Consider the following 5,447-nt stretch of genomic DNA (forward strand, 5'->3'; position numbering starts at 1 on the left):
GCTAGGTCTGCTGGCGGCTGGCGGCCGGTCGGCTCGCCGGGGCCTGTGCCAGCTGGTCGGCCGCCCGGCGGGCCGTCTCCCGGGCCCAGCGGCCGCTGGTCAGGGCGCCGACGAGGAGGACGGCCAGGCCGCAGCCGGTGATGATCCACCAGGCGGGGCGGCCGGCGGCGGCGAACCGCTCGTCGGTCGCGGCCGCTCCGGCGCCGCTCGCCAGCACCGCGCCGATCACGGCCACGCCCAGCGACTGGCCCACCTGGCGGCTGGTGGAGGCCACCGCGGCGGCGACCCCGGCCTGCGCGCGCGGCATCCCGGACACCGCGGTGTTGGTGATCGGCGCGTTGACCAGGCCGAAGCCGATACCGAAGAGCACGTAACCGGTGAAGAGCAGCGGTGTGCTGGTCTCCGCCTCGAAGCCGGCGAAGAGGACGCCGCTGAGCACCATGCCCGTACCGGCGAGCAGCAGCGGCAGCCGTGGCCCGCGGGCGCCGACCAGCCGCCCGGACAACGGCGCGAAGATCAGCGTCATGGCCGCCATCGGCAGCATGTACAGGCCCGCTTCGAGCGCCGAGAGGCCGCGGATGTCCTGGAGGTAGAGCGTGTTGACGAAGAGGAAGCCGCCGAGCGCGGCGAACGCGCTCACGGCGATGACCGTGGCGCCGCTGAAGGGCGCGCTGCGGAAGAAGCGCAGCTCGATCAGCGGTTCGGTGCGCCGCCGCTCGTAGCCGATCAGCCCCACGAGGGACAGCACGGCGAGCGCGGTGCAGCCCATGATCAGCGGCGAGCCCCAGCCCGCCTCGGGCGCCTCGATGATCGCGTACGTCAGCGAGCCGAGCAGCAGGACGACCAGCAGCTGGCCCACGGGGTCGGGGCGGCGGGGATGGGGCGCGCGGGAGTGCGGGACGTAGCGGATGGTCAGGAAGAGCGCGAGCAGTCCGATGGGTACGTTGATCCAGAAGATCGCCCGCCAGTCGACGGCCTCCACGAGCAGCCCGCCGACCACCGGCCCCGCGGCCATGCTCAGGCCGACCACGCCGCCCCACACGCCGATCGCGCGGGCCCGTTCGCGCGGCTCGGTGAAGGTGTTGGTGATGATCGACATCGCCACGGGGTTGAGCATCGAGCCGCCCACCGCCTGCACCATCCGGAACGCCACCAGCCACGGCAGGCTCGGCGCGAGGCTGCACAGCAGCGAGCCGAGGGTGAAGACGACCAGGCCGGTCTGGAAGACCCGGCGGCGGCCGAGCCGGTCCGCCGTGGACCCGGCCAGCATCAGCAGCGACGCCAGGACGAGGGTGTAGGCGTCGATGGTCCACTGCATACCGGATACGGAGGCGTGCAGGTCGCGGCGGAGGGAGGGCAGGGCGACGTTGAGGACGGTGTTGTCCAGGCTGACGATCAGCAGGCTCATGCAGCAGATCGCCAGCACCAGCATCCGCCGCCGGTGGGTGAGCTCGGACATAATTGAACGCTACAACGAATTGCTGTGGGGGACCCTGGGAGGGGCGGCCGACCGGTCCCGGTCCGGGTGTCCCGTCGCGTGCGCGACAATGGGAGGCCGTACCCGTCCGCGTACCCCCTCGTACCCGTCGAAGGAACCCGCTTCAGATGTCCTCGCTGCAGATCGGCCCGCACAGCGTGCAGCCCCCGGTGGTGCTCGCGCCGATGGCCGGGATCACCAACGCGCCCTTCCGGACCCTGTGCCGGGAGTTCTCGGGAGGCAAGGGCCTCTTCGTCAGCGAGATGATCACCACGCGGGCGCTGGTCGAGCGCAACGAGAAGACCATGCAGCTGATCCACTTCGACGCGAGCGAGAAGCCGCGCTCGATCCAGCTGTACGGGGTCGACCCGGACACCGTCGGCAAGGCCGTCCGCATGATCGCGGAAGAGGACCTGGCCGACCACATCGACCTGAACTTCGGCTGCCCGGTCCCGAAGGTGACGCGCAAGGGCGGCGGCTCGGCCCTTCCGTACAAGCGCAACCTGCTGCGCTCGATCCTGCGCGAGGCGGTCGGCAACGCCGGTTCGCTGCCCGTCACGATCAAGATGCGCAAGGGCATCGACGACGACCACATCACCTACCTCGACGCCGGGCGGATCGCCGTCGAGGAGGGCGTGACGGCGGTCGCGCTGCACGGCCGTACCGCCGCCCAGCACTACGGCGGCACCGCCGACTGGGACGCCATCGCGCGCCTGAAGGAGCACGTCGGCGCGGTCAGTGACATCCCGGTGCTCGGCAACGGCGACATCTGGTCCGCCGACGACGCGCTGCGGATGATGCGCGAGACCGGCTGCGACGGCGTGGTCGTCGGCCGCGGCTGCCTCGGCCGCCCCTGGCTCTTCGGCGACCTGGTGGCCGCCTTCGAGGGCCGCGAGGAGGACTACGCGCGGCCGACCATGAAGGAGGTCGCCGAGGTCATGGTCCGGCACGCGACGCTCCTCGGTGAGTGGCTGGGCGACGAGGCGCGCGGTGTGATCGACTTCCGCAAGCACGTCGCCTGGTACACCAAGGGTTTCTCGGTCGGCTCGGAGATGCGCCGCAAGCTCGCCGTCTCCTCCTCCCTCGCCGAGCTCGCCGACCACCTCGCCGAGCTGGACCTCGACCAGCCCTGGCCGGCCGGCGCCGACGGCCCGCGCGGCCGCACCTCGGGCCGCAACAAGGTCGTCCTCCCGGACGGCTGGCTGGACGACCCGTACGACTGCGCGGGCGTGAGCGCGGACGCGGAGCTGGATACTTCGGGCGGCTGAGCGCGCTGGTCAGCGCCCCGGCAGCGGGATCTGCTGCAGGTCCTCGCCCGCGATGACCCGCCCCGAGAAGCCCTTGCCCGCGCGGCGGCGCCACTCCGCCGAGGAGACATGCTTCGGGTCGGCCGGGCAGATGTGGCTCAGCACGAGGGTGTCGACGCCCGCGGCCTCCGCGATCGGGCCGACCTCCGTGACGTCGGTGTGCGATTGCAGCATGTGGTCCAGATAGGCCGGCGGCAGCCCGGCCGCCCGGTAGAAGTCCGCGTCCATCACCTCGTGCACGAGGAGGTCGGCGCCCCGGGCGATCCGTACGACGTTGTCGTGCCTGACCGTGTCGCCGGAGAAGACCACCGACCCGTACGCGGTGTCGAAGCGGAACGCGTACGACGGGAACACCGGCCCGTGATCCACCAGGATCGCCGTCACCCGGACCGTCCCGTCGTCCGCCACCTCGAAGGGCTCCATGGGCGGCGCGGTCGGGCCGAGCGGGTGCGCGCCCGTCCCCTCCGGCAGCTCGATCTCATGGGTGCGGATGAGCGTGCGCGGGTCCGCGATGCCGGAGTCCCGGATGAAGACGTTGGTGCTGTACGCGAATGCCTCGATCTGCTTCTCCGTCAGCCGGTGCAGGCCCGGGGTGGGGTGGTGCGGCGCGACGACCGGCGGGTTCTCGTTGTCGAAGGCGGGCGGCAGCGCACCGGCCGGGCCCGGGCCGTACACGTCCACCGGCTCGGTGATCAGGTCGCCCTCGTCGTTGGAGAGCTGCGCGCCGAGCAGGAAGAAGTTGTAGTAGTCGGCGAGGTGGTCGGCGTGCAGATGCGTCAGGAAGATCGACTCGAGGTCGGCCAGCTTCAGGCCCGCGAGCTGGTACTGGGTCACGGCCGAGCGGCCGCAGTCGATCACGTACGTACGGCCGTCCACGACGAGCGCGCTGGCGATGCCGCGCCGCGTCCGCTCCGGGGGCGGGCCCGCCGCGGTACCGAGCAGGACGAGGCGGGGGCCGTCGAGCGGGCGGACGCGGGGCGCGGCGGATGCGGCGGCCGCGGGGGACGCTCCCAGCGCTGCGGCTCCGCCGGCGAGCGTGGCGGCGCCGGTGGCGGCGAGGAGGCGGCGGCGGGACACGGGCTGTTCGGGCACAGGTGAACTCCTCGGAAGGGAACGGGGCTGTGGTCAGGGCGTGTCGCTCGTGGCGCAGGTGCCGATCGCGGCGTACGCGGCGGGGCGCGCCGCACGCAGGTAGCGGGCCCAGGCGACGCCCAGTACGGCGGCCACGAGCACCAGGGAGGGGAGGATCCAGCGCAGCGGGTTGCCGGGGCCGACGCCGAGCTGGACCTCGAAGGTGGTGAGGGCGAGGTAGAAGATCACGGCGAGGGCCGCGGCGGAGAGGGCGGGAGCGATCAGCCGCTGCCAGACTCCCTCGTCCGTACGGCGGCCGTCCCGCCCCTCGTCCGTACGGCGGCCGTCCCGGCGCGCGAAGTAGCAGATCACCGCCACCGATGTGACGAGCAGCAGCAGGATGACGCCCAGCGCGCCGAGGTTGGTGAGCCAGGTGAAGACGTCGTCCACCGGGTCGCGCCCGGCCAGCGCGAAGAGGGCGGTCACGGCCACGGTCACCGCGGTCTGCACGAGCGAGCCGCGCGCCGGGGAGCCGTACCGGGGGTGCAGCGCGCCCAGGCCGCGCGGCAGTACGCCCTCGCGGCCGAGGGAACGCACGTACCGGGCCACCGCGTTGTGGAAGGAGAGCAGCGCGGCGATCAGGGAGGTGATCAGGAAGAGTTGCGCCAGGTCGGAGAAGAGCGGGCCGAGGCTGTCCGCGCCGAGCGCGAACATCATCTCCGGGCCGTGCGCGGCGGCGTAGCGCACCGCGCGCCCGTCCCCGGCGCCGCTGATCATCGCCCAGGCCGTGGCGGCGTAGAAGACGCCGATGAGGGCGAGCGCGGTGTAGGTCGCGCGGCCGATCGTGCGCCGCGGGTCCTTGCACTCCTCGCCGTACAGCGCCGCCGATTCAAAGCCCATGAAGGCGGCGAAGATGCAGCACAGGGCGACGCCGAGTGCGCCGTCGGTGGCCGCGTGCCAGGTGAGCGGGGCGAGCGAGACGCCCTGCGGGGCGTGCCCGAACTGCGCGATGTCGAAGACCAGTACGGTCCCGGACTCGATGACGATCAGTACGGCGAGTACCTTCACGCCCACGTCGACCCGCCGGTAGCCCAGCGCCCCGACCAGCGCCGTCGCGGCCAGCACCAGTGCCCACCAGGGGACGTCCAGGCCGGTGCGGGCCTTCAGGAAGTCGGCGGTGGTGGCGCCGAAGAGCCCGGCGATGCCGACCTGCATCGCGTTGTAGGAGACCAGTGCGACGAAGGCGGCGGCGACGCCCGCGGTGCGGCCGATGCCGTGTGCCGCGTAGGCGTAGAAGGCGCCGGCGCCGGTGATGTGCCGGCTCATCGCGGCGTAGCCCGCGCTGAAGACCGCCAGCAGGGCCGCGACCAGCAGGTAGAGCAGCGGGATGCCGAGGACGCCGGTGATGCCGAGGGACTGCGGGATGCCGCCGGCCGCGACGGTGAGCGGTGCCGAGGCGGCGATGATGAAGAAGACGATGCCGGGGACGCCGATGCGGGGTTGCGGGGTCGCGGGCGGTGCCGCGCCCGACGGGCGGGCGGCGGGAGCGCGTGGGTCGATGGCCATGCCAGGCTCCTGGGGCGGGGATGATG

At 72.8% G+C, this 5,447-nt stretch carries 4 protein-coding genes; 1 reads left to right on the top strand and 3 read right to left on the bottom strand.

Annotated elements, in window-relative coordinates; genetic code table 11:
* Window position 1 precedes the first annotated feature (1 nt).
* Entirely contained in the window at window positions 2-1,459 is a 1,458-nt protein-coding gene (locus tag CCS38_RS17540) for an MFS transporter (RefSeq protein ID WP_223734223.1), read from the bottom strand.
* A gap of 146 nt (window positions 1,460-1,605) precedes the next feature.
* On the opposite strand from CCS38_RS17540, the gene dusB reads away from it, so the two are divergent.
* Entirely contained in the window at window positions 1,606-2,745 is a 1,140-nt protein-coding gene (dusB, locus tag CCS38_RS17545) for a tRNA dihydrouridine synthase DusB (RefSeq protein WP_223734224.1), read from the top strand.
* A 9-nt stretch (window positions 2,746-2,754) separates the two neighbouring features.
* Here dusB and CCS38_RS17550 read toward each other — a convergent pair whose 3' ends face one another.
* Together CCS38_RS17550 and CCS38_RS17555 are read right to left on the bottom strand one after the other, a co-directional pair.
* A complete protein-coding gene (locus CCS38_RS17550) occupies window positions 2,755-3,876 on the bottom strand; it encodes an MBL fold metallo-hydrolase (RefSeq protein ID WP_223734225.1) in 1,122 nt (373 codons plus the stop codon).
* Between the two features lie 33 nt (window positions 3,877-3,909).
* The gene (locus tag CCS38_RS17555) at window positions 3,910-5,421 is read right to left on the bottom strand and encodes an APC family permease (protein WP_223734226.1); all 1,512 of its coding nucleotides are present in this window, start codon (window positions 5,419-5,421) and stop codon (window positions 3,910-3,912) included.
* Window positions 5,422-5,447 lie beyond the last annotated feature (26 nt).

The sequence above is a fragment of the Streptomyces purpurogeneiscleroticus genome (genome assembly GCF_020024005.1).
Taxonomy (GTDB): domain Bacteria; phylum Actinomycetota; class Actinomycetes; order Streptomycetales; family Streptomycetaceae; genus Streptomyces; species Streptomyces purpurogeneiscleroticus.

What these genes read in the sequence shown, in the direction of transcription:
- dusB (WP_223734224.1), top strand. Translation starts at nt 1,606, where the DNA reads ATGTCCTCGCTGCAGATCGGCCCGCACAGCGTGCAGCCCCCGGTGGTG.
- CCS38_RS17555 (WP_223734226.1), bottom strand. Translation starts at nt 5,421, where the DNA reads ATGGCCATCGACCCACGCGCTCCCGCCGCCCGCCCGTCGGGCGCGGCA.
- CCS38_RS17540 (WP_223734223.1), bottom strand. Translation starts at nt 1,459, where the DNA reads ATGTCCGAGCTCACCCACCGGCGGCGGATGCTGGTGCTGGCGATCTGC.